General features: G+C 71.5%; 19 protein-coding genes. 1 reads left to right on the top strand and 18 read right to left on the bottom strand.

Annotation, left to right across the window (positions count from 1 at the left end; translation table 11 throughout):
- Nucleotides 1–50 precede the first annotated feature (50 nt).
- The 17 genes from C2L59_RS03125 to C2L59_RS03045 form a co-directional block, all read right to left on the bottom strand.
- On the bottom strand, nucleotides 51–545 hold the full coding sequence (locus tag C2L59_RS03125; protein WP_103347982.1) for a hypothetical protein: 495 nt from the start codon (nucleotides 543–545) through the stop codon (nucleotides 51–53).
- Nucleotides 546–790: 245 nt separating this feature from the next.
- Nucleotides 791–3,157 (bottom strand): hypothetical protein, encoded by a 2,367-nt coding sequence (locus tag C2L59_RS03120; protein ID WP_103347981.1) that lies wholly within the window; start codon nucleotides 3,155–3,157, stop codon nucleotides 791–793.
- A gap of 119 nt (nucleotides 3,158–3,276) precedes the next feature.
- The gene (locus C2L59_RS48575; protein ID WP_233223249.1) at nucleotides 3,277–4,641 is read right to left on the bottom strand and encodes a hypothetical protein; all 1,365 of its coding nucleotides are present in this window, start codon (nucleotides 4,639–4,641) and stop codon (nucleotides 3,277–3,279) included.
- Complete coding sequence (locus tag C2L59_RS03110; protein WP_199198887.1) at nucleotides 4,638–5,045, bottom strand: conjugal transfer protein TraH; 408 nt, start codon at nucleotides 5,043–5,045, stop codon at nucleotides 4,638–4,640. The genes C2L59_RS48575 and C2L59_RS03110 overlap by 4 nt, the downstream gene beginning before the upstream one ends.
- A complete protein-coding gene (locus C2L59_RS03105; RefSeq protein WP_103347980.1) occupies nucleotides 5,042–5,449 on the bottom strand; it encodes a hypothetical protein in 408 nt (135 codons plus the stop codon). Before C2L59_RS03105 ends, C2L59_RS03110 begins: the two co-directional genes overlap by 4 nt.
- Complete coding sequence (locus tag C2L59_RS03100) at nucleotides 5,442–5,825, bottom strand: hypothetical protein (protein ID WP_233223247.1); 384 nt, start codon at nucleotides 5,823–5,825, stop codon at nucleotides 5,442–5,444. The genes C2L59_RS03105 and C2L59_RS03100 overlap by 8 nt, the downstream gene beginning before the upstream one ends.
- The gene (locus tag C2L59_RS03095; RefSeq protein WP_103347979.1) at nucleotides 5,822–6,019 is read right to left on the bottom strand and encodes a hypothetical protein; all 198 of its coding nucleotides are present in this window, start codon (nucleotides 6,017–6,019) and stop codon (nucleotides 5,822–5,824) included. The genes C2L59_RS03100 and C2L59_RS03095 overlap by 4 nt, the downstream gene beginning before the upstream one ends.
- Before the next feature lie 3 nt (nucleotides 6,020–6,022).
- Nucleotides 6,023–6,421, bottom strand: a complete 399-nt coding sequence (locus C2L59_RS03090; RefSeq protein ID WP_103347978.1) for a hypothetical protein — start codon at nucleotides 6,419–6,421, stop codon at nucleotides 6,023–6,025.
- Nucleotides 6,418–7,374 (bottom strand): hypothetical protein, encoded by a 957-nt coding sequence (locus tag C2L59_RS03085; RefSeq protein ID WP_103347977.1) that lies wholly within the window; start codon nucleotides 7,372–7,374, stop codon nucleotides 6,418–6,420. Before C2L59_RS03085 ends, C2L59_RS03090 begins: the two co-directional genes overlap by 4 nt.
- 8 nt (nucleotides 7,375–7,382) lie before the next feature.
- Nucleotides 7,383–7,991 (bottom strand): hypothetical protein, encoded by a 609-nt coding sequence (locus C2L59_RS03080; protein ID WP_103347976.1) that lies wholly within the window; start codon nucleotides 7,989–7,991, stop codon nucleotides 7,383–7,385.
- 23 nt (nucleotides 7,992–8,014) lie between these two features.
- Nucleotides 8,015–8,203, bottom strand: a complete 189-nt coding sequence (locus C2L59_RS03075) for a hypothetical protein (RefSeq protein ID WP_103347975.1) — start codon at nucleotides 8,201–8,203, stop codon at nucleotides 8,015–8,017.
- A gap of 36 nt (nucleotides 8,204–8,239) precedes the next feature.
- Entirely contained in the window at nucleotides 8,240–8,629 is a 390-nt protein-coding gene (locus C2L59_RS03070; RefSeq protein ID WP_199198886.1) for an SsgA family sporulation/cell division regulator, read from the bottom strand.
- Nucleotides 8,626–9,162, bottom strand: coding sequence for an NUDIX domain-containing protein (locus C2L59_RS03065; RefSeq protein WP_158263018.1), 537 nt, complete (start codon nucleotides 9,160–9,162; stop codon nucleotides 8,626–8,628). The genes C2L59_RS03070 and C2L59_RS03065 overlap by 4 nt, the downstream gene beginning before the upstream one ends.
- 212 nt (nucleotides 9,163–9,374) lie before the next feature.
- The gene (locus C2L59_RS03060) at nucleotides 9,375–10,061 is read right to left on the bottom strand and encodes a hypothetical protein (RefSeq protein ID WP_103347973.1); all 687 of its coding nucleotides are present in this window, start codon (nucleotides 10,059–10,061) and stop codon (nucleotides 9,375–9,377) included.
- A 133-nt stretch (nucleotides 10,062–10,194) separates the two neighbouring features.
- Nucleotides 10,195–10,413, bottom strand: coding sequence for a hypothetical protein (locus C2L59_RS03055; protein WP_103347972.1), 219 nt, complete (start codon nucleotides 10,411–10,413; stop codon nucleotides 10,195–10,197).
- On the bottom strand, nucleotides 10,410–10,907 hold the full coding sequence (locus C2L59_RS03050; RefSeq protein ID WP_103347971.1) for a hypothetical protein: 498 nt from the start codon (nucleotides 10,905–10,907) through the stop codon (nucleotides 10,410–10,412). Before C2L59_RS03050 ends, C2L59_RS03055 begins: the two co-directional genes overlap by 4 nt.
- 1 nt (nucleotide 10,908) lies before the next feature.
- Complete coding sequence (locus C2L59_RS03045; protein WP_103347970.1) at nucleotides 10,909–11,163, bottom strand: hypothetical protein; 255 nt, start codon at nucleotides 11,161–11,163, stop codon at nucleotides 10,909–10,911.
- 114 nt (nucleotides 11,164–11,277) lie between these two features.
- Between C2L59_RS03045 and C2L59_RS03040 the strand changes: the two genes are divergently transcribed.
- Nucleotides 11,278–11,628, top strand: coding sequence for a winged helix-turn-helix domain-containing protein (locus C2L59_RS03040; RefSeq protein ID WP_158263017.1), 351 nt, complete (start codon nucleotides 11,278–11,280; stop codon nucleotides 11,626–11,628).
- Here the strand turns inward: C2L59_RS03040 and C2L59_RS03035 are convergent.
- The gene (locus tag C2L59_RS03035) at nucleotides 11,625–11,825 is read right to left on the bottom strand and encodes a hypothetical protein (RefSeq protein ID WP_103347968.1); all 201 of its coding nucleotides are present in this window, start codon (nucleotides 11,823–11,825) and stop codon (nucleotides 11,625–11,627) included. The genes C2L59_RS03040 and C2L59_RS03035 overlap by 4 nt on opposite strands.
- Between the last annotated feature and the right edge of the window lie 26 nt (nucleotides 11,826–11,851).

Genomic DNA, 11,851 nt, shown 5'->3' with positions numbered 1-11,851 from the left:
CGGCGAAGACTTGCCGTGGTGGGCCGGAACTCCGGCGAGCCCAGAGGGTGCTAGTTGAAGCGGCTGCCGGGCAGCTCGCCCTTGCGGCACAGTTCGCGGGTGTAGCGCTCGATCCGGCGCCAGTTCGCGCGGATCAGCTTCTGCGCTTCCCGCTCGTACCACCGGACGGTGTGCGAGCCGTAGCGCGCCTTGGCGCGGACGTCGGCCCAGTCCCCGCGGGACCCGTTCTTGGCCCACGCCAGCGCGGCGGAGCGGGAGAACCCGTGATGACGGTGCACCCACTCCGCGGCGGCCGCCCACCCGGCCAGCGTCATCACCAGGTAGCCGTCCACGGCGGCGATGTCCTCGGGGTCGATGTCGTCGCCGCGGGCCTGCCCGCCCGTGGCGGTCAGGCGGACCCAGTGCACCCGGATCCCGGCGGCGGCCATGCCGATGGCGTGGCCGATCTCGTGCGCGGCGATGGCCGCGGTGGCCTCGGCCTCCTGGCGTTCGCGTTCGGCTTTGCGTTCGCGGGTCGCGCTGCTGCCGCTGCTGAACAAACCCATGACAACCTCCAACAATGTGACTCTGGGTAGCTAGATAGGGGTGCGACAGCGCCGCAGACAGCTGCCGATGGGGGATTACGGCGCGGATTACGCTCCGGCAGGCGGATTACATCCGTAATTCCGGCCGATCGAGCACCGTAATCCGCCCTGATCAGCGAAGATTACGGAAATTACGGGTCAGTCGGCGATCGCGGGCGGGTCGCCGGACCCCGCGAAACCGGGGGTCCGGCGACCGGTGCCGGCCGTCATTCGGGCTGGTCGTCGTCCTGCGCCCGCAGCGCCACACGACCGGCGTTGAGCTGACGCACAGTGACCGGGTCGACGGGGTAGAGGTTGTCCGTCGACGGGATCTTCAGCCCGTGCTCTTCCCGCAGCAGCGCCACCAGCTTGGCCTTGTTCAGCGCCTTGTAGGGCTTGTAGCCGGGAGCGAGGTTGCGCAGCGCCCCGACCAGGTCCCCGGCGTTGACCGGCTCGTCCCCGACCATGACCGTGGCCAGATCCTCGATCAAGTCTCGCACCTGCGGTTTCGGTGCTTCGGTGGCGGCGGTGGCGCCGCCGCGCATTTCCGCCGCGCGCTGCCCGATCGCGGTCAGGTCGGCCGCGGTGAGGTAGAACGCGCGCACCAGGCCCGGAGTGTTCATGAAACCCTTGGTCATCAGGGTTCCGCAGTCGAACAGCGCCTCCTCGGTCTTGGGCCGAAGCCCCAGGGCGGAGATCCCGTTCTCGTGGGCCTTGTCCCCCAGCACGATGTTGTTGCGGGTCTTGTCGTCGATGGCGCCGCACGCCTTGTTGCTGGTCACGGCCACCAAATCCCGCGGCAGGGAGGCATCGGAGGGGTTGGGGGTGACGAACACCAGCACGATGCCGTACTTGCGGGCCGCGGAGTAGAACCGCACCACCCAGTCGATGAGCTCCTTGCGTTCCTTGGGCGTGCCCTGGCGGAAGAACGACTGACACTCTTCGATGATCACCAGCCGGGGCCGCAACCCGGGTTCCTTCGCCGCGACCTCCCGGTTGACCTCCGTGACCTGGTGTTTCGCCAGCAGCTGTCCCCGCACGGCGAGGTCGGCGTGCAGGGTCTTGATGTGCTCCAGGCACGCGTGGACGTTTTCCTCCTTATCGCCCTTGAGGAACGTCGACAGTGCCGGGGCCAGCGGGTCGTAGTCGTAGTTGTCGGCGAAGACGAACACGTCGATGTCGCACAGCGGGTCCAGCGCGGCGCTCGCCGCCAGGGCTTTGACCAGCGTGGACTTGCCCGATCCCATCGTCCCGGCGACGGCGAAGTTGCGTTCGAACACGGTGGTGAACACCACCGCGCCGCGGGGGCTGACACCGACCGGCAGCCCCTTGAAAAAGTCCGTGGACCCGTCGGTGAGCAGCGGATACGCCTGCACCGGTTCGCGCAGCACGCCCGGTTCGAGCCGGAACAGGTCCAGCACGGTCGGGTCGTTCTCGTCGGGGTCCAGAAACAACTCCTGCGGGCGGCATCCGAGGTTGTGGGCGAGCAAGTCCTTGGCCTGGTTGATTTTCAGCACCGACGCGCCCAGCGGGAGCCGCAGCTTGGCGGTGTAGCCCTTGCCGCCCTCGGCCAGCATCGGCGGGCGCACCCACGGGTTGTCGGTGTCGCGGTGCGGCCAGCCGGCCTTGATGTGCTCGTTGAGCTTGGAGATGCCGATGTTGGCCAGCGCGGCGATGATGACCGACTCCGACAGCTCCACGTAGGCGACCTTCGCCGCGGCGTTCGCGCGCAGGTTCTCCGGCAACACGAACTCCCCCAGCGCCTTGCCATCCTTCCACCGCCGATACGACCACACCCCGATGCCGGCCAGACCGAACAGCCAGGCGTGCAGCACCGACCAGGTCACCACGGCGGCGCCGGCGGTGAACACGGTGCCGATGGTGCGCAGCACGTCGGTGAGGTTCCAGTTCCCGAACCACCCCCCGAAGCCGTTGACGATCCCGGCGACGACCGCGACCCCGAGCAGAATCACCAGCACCAGCGCGGTTTTCTTGCCGACCTCCCAGTACAGCTCGAAGCGCAGCTTGGCTGCTTCCGCCGCGGTGCGGCGCTGCTCGGTGATCTGGGAATTCAGCTCCGCGACCCGGTCCAGCTCTCCCTTCTCCAAGGCGGCCCTGCGCGCGGCGCGGGCGTCGGTCTGGGCCTTCTCGGCCTTGCGGCGCTGCCGCTCGGCTTCCGCGCCCTTGGCGATGATCACGACGTGGCGGCGGGTGAACCGCATCACCGGTCCGCCCTTGGACTTGGCCAACCCCGTGCCGGACTTGGCGACGGACACGGTCTTGCGCGAAAGGGCCGTCAGGTCGGACTTGTATCCGGCGATCCGGGCGTCGCGGCGGGCCCGCTGATCGGTCAGCAGCGCCCACTCCTCGTCGGTGACGATCTCACCCTCGATCACCGGCGAATCCGACACCACCGGCACGGACTCAGGCGTGGACTGCTGCTGGTCGGAGCGGGTGCGCAGGGGATGGACGGTCGCCAGTTCCCCCGCCGATACGGCAGGCGTCCCGGCTGCCGGAGTCCCCGACTCACGCGTGGACTCGGGGCCGGACTCGGGCGTGGTCGTGGGGTCGTGGTCGTGGTCGGTGGGGTTCATCGCGGGGGTGCCTTTCGTGCGTGGACTGGTGCACCCCGCGGGCAGGACCCACCCCGGACTCACACCGCGGACTCGGCGGGCAGGTGCGGGGGTGGACCCTGCCCGGGAATGCGGGTGGGTCAGTCGCTGCCGCCGGGACGGCGCGCAGCGTCAGTGGTGTCGGTGCTGGCGCGGTCGAGGTAGCGGCGCTTCAACTTGGTGGCGTTGGTCTTGGCGCACTTGAGGGTCAGGCGGATGGACTCGCCGTTGGTCGGGTCGAACCCGGCCGGCGGGTCGGCCACCAGGGCATCGAACTCAGTCGTCAGTTCCTCGAAGCTGCGCCGCTTCGGCTCCGGGATCACCGACCGCGCCGCCCGCCGCCCGGGGCTGGTGCGGCGGGTCGGGACCGTCCGGCCGGACTCCCGCACCGGACCCGGCTTGTCCGCCGGGGTGCCGGCCGCATCGGCGACCGGTCCCGACGGGTGCGGCGGCGCAGGGTCGACGGTGGCGACCCCGCTGCCTCCGGTACCCCCCGCCGGCGGTGGCGGGGTCGTTCCGGTGTCCGGGGCGGTGTCGGTGAGGCGCCGGAACCGCAGCCCGGCCAGGTAGGCGGCGGCCTCATCCGCCACCCCCGCCCCGCCGTCCTCGTCGTCGGCCGGGGTGACCGGCAGCCCCATGACCGACGCGGGCGTCAGCCGGCCGGGGGCCAACCGGCGGCGCCGCAGCTCGTAGCGGCCCGGCCGGTACACCAGCCGCGCCGTGCCGTCCGGATCGATTTCGGCGACCGCGTGCGCGATCGCCGCGCGGCGGGCGGCGTCGATGCGGGCGGCGGCGACCTTGCGGGTGGCCAGCTCCGCGGCCACCTCGGCGGCTTCCTGCTTGGCCAGCCGCGCTGCCGCCCGCTCCGCCGCCGACCGTCGCGGCGCGGCCGACACCAGCTGGTGCGCCGCGACCCCGGCGATCGAGACCAGCCCCATCACCACCCCCAGCCCGAACCCCGACCCCGGCCCGGTGCTGGTGGCGCCGCGGATGACCGCGATGGCGAACCCGATGGCGGCGAACACCCACGTGCCCAGCTGCAGCGCCCACACCGGACGCGCCGGGTGCTTGACCCGGGTGTAGTGCACCGCGATGGAGAAGGCGACCATGCCCCACTCCGAGAGCACCGGCAGGATCCCGCCGGCCTCCCCCAGGTGCGCGGCGCCCCAGGCGGCGGCGGTGGGGATGGCCACCGCCGCCGACCCGAGCATCAGCGGGTAGATCAGCAGGTCCACCACGTGCCCGGTCACCCACGCCCGCACCTTCGCCCACGTCGCGCGGCGGTCGGTACGGCGTTCGTCGGCGGTGGCCTTGGCGTCGGCGCGGTCCTGCTTGGCGTGCTCGTGGGCCAGCGTCGCGAGCTTGAGTGCGTGTTCCTGCTCCGCGATGCGGTCCAGCCGGGCCTGCTCGGCCTTGGATTCACGGTCCAGCCGGGCCGCTTCCGCCTTGTCGGTGAAGTAGCTCATCGGGACACCCCCCGTCGGGTTCGGGCCGCGCCGTCGCCGGCGGGCTCCGGCCCGGCCACGGTGGCCGGGCCGGTCTCGTCACTGCTCTGCTCGTCACGGTCGTCGTTCTCGAGTACGGCCTTCCCGGCCACCGCGGTGGTGGTGGTGAGGCGGGCGGCGGGAATGCTGCCCAGCACCGCCGCCCGCGCCGTCCGGGCGGCCGCGGTGCGGCGGTGCACCAGCACCTCGTGCCGCGCCCACAGCCCGGCGATCACCAGCGACGCCAGGTCGATCCACGGCGTCCACAGCACACCGCCGATCAGCGGCAGGCCCGTGGCGGTCAGCTCCAGCGCGTGCGCGCCGGTCCAGGCCAGCGCCTGTTCCTGCCGCGTCCGGCACTCCCGGCGCGGCGTGGTGTTGCTCATCCCCACCACGGCTCCTTCCTCGGGTCGAACCCGCCGCCCGCACCACCACCGCCGCCGCCGTCCTCGTGCGGTTCTGCGGGGTGGTCGCGGTCGTGGCGGGCGTGGGTGAGGGCCAGCACGTCGGCGTACTCGCGGGCCGCGACGGCCAGCAGCCACGCGTGCACCAGGGCGCACAGTCCGAACAGGACGGCCAGCACCGCCAGCAGCCCGCGCAGCCAGCCGATGTGCACCCACGCCGCGCCCGCCCCGCACACCCCGAACCCGGTGGCCGCCCCGGGCACGCCGTAGTGGTAGGACCAGGCGATCATCCCGGCCAGCTCTCCCGGGCTCATCGCCTCCACCGCGCTGCCGCCGGCCGGGTCGCCGCTGCCGCCGTCGGGGTTGTTGTCGTTGAGTTCACGCATGTGCGGCCTCCCAAGCCCGGCCCGGCACCGGGCCGGGGCATGTCCTGTGGTCGTGGTCGTGGTGGTAGGGGTCGTAGTCGGTGGCGTTGTGGCCGTCGAAGTAGTGGTTCACCCGCCCGGTCGGCGGGGTCAGCACCCGGGCGGTGATCCAGCGGTCCAGCCGCGCCATCGCCCCGGTCAGGATCCGCACCACCAGCACCAGCACCGCGCGGGCCAGATGCACCCCCAGCCACACCGTCAGGGCGGCGACCACGGTGGTCAGCGCCCACGTGCCGTTGCGCTCCACCAGCCTGCGCAGCAACAGCACCGTCTCCGCCGGGTCGCCCTCCCCCACGGCGTCCGGCTCGGGGGTGACCGTGTCCGGTGTGGACGTCATGACGTCCTCCCGGTGACCTGGTCCCACGCCTTCACCGCGGCGGTGTTCATCCGGCCGGCCGACGCGGTCGCCGCCGCCAGCGCCAGCGTCGCGTGGATCTGCGCCTCGGCCAGGGCGAACTCGGCGTCGTTGTAGGACCTGTCGGCGGTGCGGATGAGGCGTTCCGCCTCGCGGTAATGCTCGGGTCCGGTCATGGCTCAGCACTCCTCGGTGGTCGGGTCGATGTCGTCGGCGGAGTGCAGGTCTGCGCAGATGAGCACCGGGCGGCCGAGCTGGTCGGCGCGATCGGGCAGGTCGCCGAAGGCCCAGTGGTGCACGGTGCCGCGGCTGCCGGAAACGGAGCGGCGGATGGTCAGATTGAGGAAGTCGGCCCACGCGGTGTAGATGCCGGCCAGGTCCTCGGCCGCGCGGCCGGAGACGTTCACCGTGCCGCGCAGCTGGCCTGCGGCTCCAAGGTTCCACTGCAGCGGGGCGAGCCCGGCGGTGCTGGCGCGCTGCAGCACGGTGGCCAGGACGGCGTGGGTCTGGATCTGCCACCGACGGCGGTCGGCGTCGCTGATCGGGTCGAACAGGCCGGATCCGGTGGGGCCGGTCACTTCTGCCCCCGCCCGTGGTAGTCGGCAGCCTGCTGGATCAGCTGCTGAGCCCGCGCGGCGGACTTGAACGCGTCCGAGAGCTGATTCCTCACGGCCTGGTACGCCTCTGCGGCCCGGTCCAGCTTCGCGATCGCGTGACTGATCCCGTCGGCGGCCTCCGTCGCTTCGCCGGTGCGGCCGAGAATCGCCACCACGCCACCGCTGCCGCCGCTCAACGCCTCCCGGGCCGCGAGGACCTCGGCCGGAACCTCGGCGTCGGCGAGCTGCTGGAGCAGCCCGACCGGGATGGCGCTGGCGATGGCGTTGAGCTGCGCGACTTCTTCGGGAATGGACATGGCGGAACCTCTCGGTGTCGGGTGATCGGTGGGGGGTTGCCGTTGCGGTGCGGCGGTGGTGTCGGTGCGGCGGGAGCGCGCGGCGGCGGGGATGTGGTGGCCGTAGCCGTGGCGGGTGAGCACCAGACGCGCGAAGTGCAACAGCAGAGCCTGCAGCTCCGGGGTGCAGTACTGGTGTGTCCACCACAGGTGGTTGCCGCGCAGGTGATCGATTCCGGAGAGGACGTCCCCGGGGACGTTCGGGCCGGCCACGATGCGGGACCGGGTTTCCGCGACGACGGGCTCCAGATGGCGGGCGCATACGGTTTGCCGGGTGTTGTCGCCGAAGATGTCCAGGACCGTCCCGTTCGGAGTCAGCACCCCGCTGTGGACCGGTCGCCAGTTCGCGTAGCCGGTCAGCCGGACATCGACGGTGACCACCGGCCAGCCGGTGATCGAGTGGATGGCCCCGGCCAGCCAGTGGCAGTACCCGCGGCCGAAATACGACTCCGCATCGTCGTCGATGTGTCCGGAGTGGATGGTGAAGGACCGGCGGCCGTCCGCGGTCGGTTCGGGCACGGTCAGTTCGATGTAGCCGGAGAAGTCGCTGCGCAGATCCACCGTCGTCGGAGCGCTCACTCCCGGGTTCAGGCGGCGGCCGGCGGGGCGGGGACGCGGGGGTTGCCGCTGATCGCGGTCACCCGCAGCGCCGTCGCCACGTCGGCCACCAGCCCGACCGCGCGACCGGGGAACTGGTGAGTGCGCAGGTACTGCGCCACCGCGTCCAGCACCCCGGCCCGCCCCGCCGGGGCCGGGTCGGTCACGTAGTGCGCCATCGCTTGGGCGATGTAGCCGGTTTCCACGTCGAACCCGCCCGGGCGGTAGGGCCGGCCGGTGGCGATGGCTTCTTCGGCGGTGGCGATCATCCCGGCCAGTTCCGCGGCCAGCCGGTGGGCGGTGGTTCCCGACTGCCACCGCTCGGGGTGGGTGTGGTGGACCGCGGGGAACACCGAGGCGAGGTAGGTCTCCTCGGCCGCGTAGAGGAACAGCAGCCGCATCCGGTCGTCGGGGCAGGCGGCCTGCGGCAGCAGCTGCCGCACCAGCCGCGCCACGCGCTGCTCGGCTTGCTGGTAGGCGGTCGAGGCCATCTGCTGGGCCAGCTGCACGGTCATCGTGGCCGCCGGGGGCGGATACCACGGTTCCTCGTCGGCGCCGACGGCATCAGGCAGGGTGTCATGACTGGTGGTGATGGACATGCGGAAGCCTCCACAGAGGATGGTCACGTGGTGGGGTCGTAGAGGAACCGGAGCAGAATTTGTCCCAGCTCCACGTGGTCGTCTCCGCTGTCGGCCAGGAGCGGGTAGCCGTGTGCGGTGAGGACGTTGGCCACGTCGCGCACCAGCGCGTACGAGAATCGGGAATCCGTCGGCCACTGGCGCAGCGGGTAGGTGCGGCGGGGGTTCTCCATGTAACAGCCCTCCCAGGCATTGAGCGATCAGGAAAATCAGGCGGCGGGGCCCTCGGCCAGGCGCACCCATTCGCGGTCCCAGTCGACGCTGTCGGCCTCGTGCCCGTCGGGAACGAGGGCGTAGGCGGCGTCCAGCAGGCCGGCGACGGTGGCACGGGCCACCGGCAGCCGCGCCGCACCCGAGGGCGAACGCAGCAAGATGTTCAGCAGCCCGGCGTGGCCGCCGGTGTCAGGCATGACGTGGACGTCCCCGGCCCCCGCCGGCTCCGCCAGGCCGGTGCGCAGCAGGTCCCGGGCGAAGATCCAGCGGTGCCCGTCCAGGTGCAGCGTGACCGCCCACGGGTCGGTGGTGGTGTACTCCCAGAACCCCTCGATCAGGCCCCGCCCGTGCAACCACACCGACATCGCGTAGCGCAGCTGCGTCATCGCCAGCCCCCGTCGCCGGGGTCGCGGGTGCCGAACCCGCGGGTCGGGTCGAGCTGGTGGACGGCGCGGGTGAGGATGTGGCCGTGGTCGAAGGCGAACCCGCCGGTGTTCGCCACCCGCAGGGCGATCCGCACGGGCAGCCAGTCCGCGGCGGCGGCGTCGTCGGCGGCCACCGGGTCGGGCGCCCCGTGCAGGATGACGCCGTGGGCGATGGAGACGTAGCGGCCGCGGGGGTCGCGGCCCGGGGTGTCGAACACCCCGACCTGGTCCACGAAAGTACCCTGCGGGACCGCGATCCCGGTCTCCTCGGTGAACTCCCGCACCGCCGCCTCCCCGGCGGTTTCCTGCGGCTCGACGTAGCCCCCGGGCAGCGCGAGGGCGCCCTTGTAGGGCGCCCAGCCGCGCTGGATCACCAGCACGTGCCAGACCAGATCGCGCAGGGTGAAGGCGACCATGTCCGCGGCGTAGAACACCGGGGTGCGGTCATCGAAGCGGGCGGCGAGCTTGTAGCCGAGCGAACCGAGCAACGACATTGCCAGGCTCCCTTCCGTACGAGGTAGACAGTGGGGGAAGCGGTCACTTCTTGCTGCTGGCGGCGGCCTCGCGGCGCGCGGCGTCCCGGCGGGCGGCCTCGGCCGCTTCGGCATCGCGCATCAACTTGTCGTGCCAGGCACCGGAGTCGTTGGTGGTCACGGGCAGAGCTCCTCTCGTTGCGTGGGCAGAGGTGTGCTGGCAGGCGGCGGGCTCAGGCGGCGGGTAGCCGGGGCGGGCCGGTCAGCAGGCCGGCGACGTAGGAGACGAAGCCGCGCTGTGCGCAGGGGTGGATCGCGTCGGTCTGCGGGTCCCGCAGCGTGGTGCGCAGCCACAGCGTCAGCCGCGCCACGCTCCATCCGGCCCGCCGCCGCTTGGCGATCGCGGCCACCAGCGCCTCCAGGAACTCCGCACGTACCCGCGGCGCCCGCTTCGCCGCCTTGGCCGCCACCGGGCACGGCCCGGCGAGGTTGGACAGCGGCGGCCGGCTGCTGTGCGGCCGGGCCGCCATCGCGGCCTCCCGCTCGACCTCGGCCAACAGGCGAACCTGCGCCGCAACGTCGCGGTAGACCCCGGCCCGCCGGTGCATCACCACGTCGCGGGTGCCGCGGGTCAGGACCCGGGCGTTGGCCGCCAGCAGCCCTGCCAGCATCTCGAACCGGCGCGCCACCACCGCCGGACCGTCCTCACGCACCAGCACCAGCGGGTTGCCCTCGGCCGCCGTAGGCTCGGCCTCGGCCAGCAACCGCAGCTGCGCCGCGACGTCGCCGTAGACGGCCACCCGGACCTCGGTCACGACCTGCGGCAGCCCGGCCGTGGCCAAGATGCGAGCGTTGCGAGTCAGGATGTCGGCCAGGTCGGCGAACCGGGCCGCGACCGGGGTGGTCAGCGTGGCGGTCATGAGCGGGTCCTCTCGTGCGGTGAAGCGGGGGGGATGCGGGCATGGCGGTGCCCCGAGACGAATGCGGAATTGCGAGGTGGAGCGCGGAAACTGCGCCGGAAAGAGTGGTGCAGCGTCAGGCCGCGAGGACCAGTTACAGGTTCTCGATCTCGACGCGGGTGGCGGCCAGCTCGGCCACGAGCACCCGGGCCAGACGCATCGCCTCCATGCCGTGCGGACCGGAGAACTCGACCCGCACCGTGCTGTACGCGACGTCCAGCCAGTGCTCCCGGTCCCACGGCGTCGCCGTAGCGGGCGGCATTGTGGCCAGCAGCCCGGCGAACACAGCCGGGACGAACAGGCGGTCGGTCATGACTGCCTCCCGTAACGCAGCGCGAGCCAGGTGGTGACCAGCGAGGCGACCACGCCGATCGCGCGGTGCGCGGCCTGGTCCAACTCCGTCAGCGCGGTACCCGGCCCGGCCACATCGACCACGCCGTCGCGGCGCTGCACCGTCGCGTGCTCGATGTAGCCCCGCTTCCCGGCCAGCCGCGCCAGCGTCTTCAGCGGCTCCCGGCGGTCGATCACGAAGTGCGTGACCGCGTTGACCACCGCACCCGCGGCCAGGGCCCGCAGCGGCACCCGGAACCCAAGGACCCGCGTCACCGCGACCGCGGCACCGACCTGCCCGGCGGTGTAGCTGGCCACGTGCCGCGCGCAGTGCTTCGCCCCCTCCCGGCCCGGCTTGCCCTTGCCTGCCGCGTCCTCGCTGGACTGCAACCACTGATCACACAGCGGGTGAATGTCGGCGAACGTCGCCTGCAACGCGGCGAACAACGCCAGTCCGCGAACCGTGCTGCCGCGCATCTCAGGCCACCTCTCCCAGCTCGTGCAGGGTCGCGATCGAGAGGGTGACCACCGGGGCGATCGGGGCGTCCAGCTCGGCCAGCGCCTCCTCGATCTCCGCGATCTCCACGTACAGGTCAACCAGCTCCGCCACCCCGTCGAAACCCTCGGCCAGGACGCCGTCACCAGCCAGGCCCGTGGTGTCCGCGAAGTAGTCGAAGTCCAGCTCAGCCGCGTCCATCTCGGCCTGGCGGCGGCTCGGTCGTGCGTTCCTCATCGGTCTAGCCTTTCCGTCGTCGGTCATTACAAACTAGAACATACTAGTTTGTAGATGCTATCGGCCGTTCGGGTGAACTAGGCCGAGGTAGTTTGTGCCGCTAATATGGCGGCCATGGAGGCAGATACCCGACCCCGCGCACCGTTTGAGCAAGTCGCCGAGAAGATCGCCGAAGAGATCCGGTCCGGCGGCTACGCACTAGGCGAGAAGCTGCCGAATCAGCGGGACCTGGCGGAGCGGTACGACGTCGCAATCGCGACCATGCAGAAAGCTCTAGGGCTTCTGCGTGAGCGCGGTTGGGTCAACTCCCGCGCCCCGATCGGTACGTTCGTGGCAGCAGTCATGCCAGCCTCCGAGCAACCTGCACCCACGCTGATCGAGCTATCCGCGCAGGTCAGAGACTTGCAAGCGGAGGTGAGTCAGCTGCGCCAGTCTGTTGAGCGACTAGATGCCGGCCAGGCTTAGCCGCGTCCGAGGTCGCGGAAGAACTGGGCCACGCTGTCGATGATGCCGCCGCCGTTGTCCTTGGCCGTGTTGACCATGCCAGCCGCATCGTGCGGATGCTTGATCACAAGGGCCAGCACGGCCAAGACGATCACCACACCGACGATCTTCTTCACGATCCCGCCGCCGGTCTTGATCCCGAAGGGATTCTTGGACATTGCGTCTCCTAGCGTCGTGGCCGTTC

This window comes from Amycolatopsis sp. CA-128772 (genome assembly GCF_002904295.1).
In the GTDB taxonomy this organism is placed as follows: domain Bacteria; phylum Actinomycetota; class Actinomycetes; order Mycobacteriales; family Pseudonocardiaceae; genus Amycolatopsis.
Note: the sequence above shows the minus strand (reverse complement) of the source record. Positions and strands in the feature narration are given on the sequence as shown.

Excerpts from the sequence above, each read along its gene's own strand:
- C2L59_RS03125 (WP_103347982.1), bottom strand. The coding sequence starts at position 545 with ATGGGTTTGTTCAGCAGCGGCAGCAGCGCGACCCGCGAACGCAAAGCC.
- C2L59_RS03120 (WP_103347981.1), bottom strand. The coding sequence starts at position 3,157 with ATGAACCCCACCGACCACGACCACGACCCCACGACCACGCCCGAGTCC.
- C2L59_RS48575 (WP_233223249.1), bottom strand. The coding sequence starts at position 4,641 with ATGAGCTACTTCACCGACAAGGCGGAAGCGGCCCGGCTGGACCGTGAA.
- C2L59_RS03110 (WP_199198887.1), bottom strand. The coding sequence starts at position 5,045 with ATGAGCAACACCACGCCGCGCCGGGAGTGCCGGACGCGGCAGGAACAG.
- C2L59_RS03105 (WP_103347980.1), bottom strand. The coding sequence starts at position 5,449 with ATGCGTGAACTCAACGACAACAACCCCGACGGCGGCAGCGGCGACCCG.
- C2L59_RS03100 (WP_233223247.1), bottom strand. The coding sequence starts at position 5,825 with ATGACGTCCACACCGGACACGGTCACCCCCGAGCCGGACGCCGTGGGG.
- C2L59_RS03095 (WP_103347979.1), bottom strand. The coding sequence starts at position 6,019 with ATGACCGGACCCGAGCATTACCGCGAGGCGGAACGCCTCATCCGCACC.
- C2L59_RS03080 (WP_103347976.1), bottom strand. The coding sequence starts at position 7,991 with ATGTCCATCACCACCAGTCATGACACCCTGCCTGATGCCGTCGGCGCC.
- C2L59_RS03075 (WP_103347975.1), bottom strand. The coding sequence starts at position 8,203 with ATGGAGAACCCCCGCCGCACCTACCCGCTGCGCCAGTGGCCGACGGAT.
- C2L59_RS03070 (WP_199198886.1), bottom strand. The coding sequence starts at position 8,629 with ATGACGCAGCTGCGCTACGCGATGTCGGTGTGGTTGCACGGGCGGGGC.
- C2L59_RS03065 (WP_158263018.1), bottom strand. The coding sequence starts at position 9,162 with ATGTCGTTGCTCGGTTCGCTCGGCTACAAGCTCGCCGCCCGCTTCGAT.
- C2L59_RS03060 (WP_103347973.1), bottom strand. The coding sequence starts at position 10,061 with ATGACCGCCACGCTGACCACCCCGGTCGCGGCCCGGTTCGCCGACCTG.
- C2L59_RS03055 (WP_103347972.1), bottom strand. The coding sequence starts at position 10,413 with ATGACCGACCGCCTGTTCGTCCCGGCTGTGTTCGCCGGGCTGCTGGCC.
- C2L59_RS03050 (WP_103347971.1), bottom strand. The coding sequence starts at position 10,907 with ATGCGCGGCAGCACGGTTCGCGGACTGGCGTTGTTCGCCGCGTTGCAG.
- C2L59_RS03045 (WP_103347970.1), bottom strand. The coding sequence starts at position 11,163 with ATGAGGAACGCACGACCGAGCCGCCGCCAGGCCGAGATGGACGCGGCT.
- C2L59_RS03040 (WP_158263017.1), top strand. The coding sequence starts at position 11,278 with ATGGAGGCAGATACCCGACCCCGCGCACCGTTTGAGCAAGTCGCCGAG.
- C2L59_RS03035 (WP_103347968.1), bottom strand. The coding sequence starts at position 11,825 with ATGTCCAAGAATCCCTTCGGGATCAAGACCGGCGGCGGGATCGTGAAG.